The sequence below is a fragment of the Candidatus Cloacimonadota bacterium genome (genome assembly GCA_011372345.1).
Classification (GTDB): Bacteria; Cloacimonadota; Cloacimonadia; order Cloacimonadales; family TCS61; genus DRTC01.
Window position 1 is genome coordinate 1 of the sequence record DRTC01000159.1, and the last position, 1,857, is coordinate 1,857.

The following is a 1,857-nucleotide window of genomic DNA, read 5'->3' on the forward strand; positions in this document are numbered from 1 at the left end:
CCTTCATACAAAGGCAGATCATCCGGAGATTCCGGTTTTATTTTAAATAATTTCCGATCATCCGTTAAATTGAATTCCCTTCTCATCCTGATTTTAGTTTCAGCAATTTTTGTATGATCACCAATTATCTTCCCGCACAGTTCATAATCTCTTTCGCTCCTGAATTCCATAATAGACATATTTTCCGGTGAGAATTGTTTAACCATTTCCAGGTCATAAACAAGAGGTTTTTTCTCATAAAGTTCGGAAGGATTTAAAAGATAGAACATTCCCAGAAAACCAGTATTTCTCTTTTCTTTATTTTTTTCTACGAGAACGATCGAGAATTTGAATCTGTTATCAACATCCGGAAAGAGTTTAATCTTTTTTTCCGAATCATTGATTTTTTCATAATATCCTCTGTTTTCAAAAGAGAATAGTTCGTGCAGATTATTTTCTTCAATAACTAATTTTCTAATACCGAAACTTCCTTCATCGGTTTGAAAACTGGAGGGAATGAGGATGTTCATAAAACCATTTTCTTTGATCAACTGCAGGTTTCTTTCCACGAATACCTTAAAATAATTGAGATGAGTTCTCATGGCAGAACTGGTTTTCGGTTTCTGTTTATGATATTCATAGTTTTCGGAAATAAAATTTGAATAATTTTTATAAAACCCTTTGTATTCTTCCCATCCTTGAGCAAATTTTTTATTTTTTTCCAATTTTTTCTGAAACCAGTCATCAAAAGCAGAATAATCCATTGCATATTTCCCAATTTCAGCGAATTCTTTTTTAACCGGATAAATTTCTTCCCAGGGAGGATTATTTATAATTCCTGAAAAACCTTGTTTTTCAGGCTTTAAGGGATTTCCCTTTTCATCGAAATAGAGAAAATAAAATTCCAGAGCAATCAGAGTTGGTTTATGAATTTTTTCAATTTCCTTTTCCAGTTCAATTCTAATACTATTTTTTATAGAATTGATTTTATCAACAATTTCGGGATTAAAGGGGTTCTTCAAATATTTTTTTCTGTATTCAACCAAACTCTTAATTTCATCTTTGAATTTCTTGTGAAGAATGTCAGTCTGTTTTTCTATTTCAAGATCATAAAGAGCATCAGCAGAAATGAAATTCAATCCCAGGTTTGGTAAGATATGGTTTGCTTCTTTGGGAAGTCTCCTGAAATTAAAAATTGGTGGCTCGAGTTTGACTGCTTCCTTCCACATATTTGTTTTTGCGGTTTCAATTGCTCTTTCATCGATGTCTAAAGCAAAAATATGGTTTAATATTATTTTACTTATTAATTCCCTGGGATTATTAAATCCGATTTTTTCTCTAAATTCGAGAGCTTTTGTTACATGTTCCGGAACCTCAAAAACTTCTTCCGAAAAATGTTTGGTTGCCCAGTGAGTTTTCTTCTCAATTTGAATATAATAATCATAAATCTCACGGAGAATTTTAATTAGGAAACTTCCACTTCCGGAACTTGGATCGATTATTGTAATTTCTAATAAATCTTCAAATTCCTTGTAAGCTTTATCATAATCATCATCATCAATTATTTTAATAATGCTTTGAATTTTAGATTCAAATAAGATTTTAACTAATCTTTGGGACATATATTGAGTAATTTTGGCTGGTGTATAATAAATACCGGAATCTTTTTTGATCTCTGCAATAAAGGTCTCATAAGCTTTTCCAAAAACATCTTCATCAATTAACCTGTAATTATAATGCACCATTCCTTTACCAAATTTATATTCCCATTGACCGAAACCGAGAATAGTCTCAAATTCTGATTTGAATCTTAATAAGTTTACTTCATCTCTTTCTATGTAATCCCAGATTTTTGTCGAGAAAAGTTCGGTATCATAA

Annotated in this window: 1 protein-coding gene; it reads right to left on the bottom strand. The window is 31.1% G+C overall.

From position 1 onward, the window contains the following. On the bottom strand, positions 1-1,857 hold a 1,857-nt coding region (locus tag ENL20_03060), incomplete at both ends, for a hypothetical protein (GenBank protein ID HHE37536.1).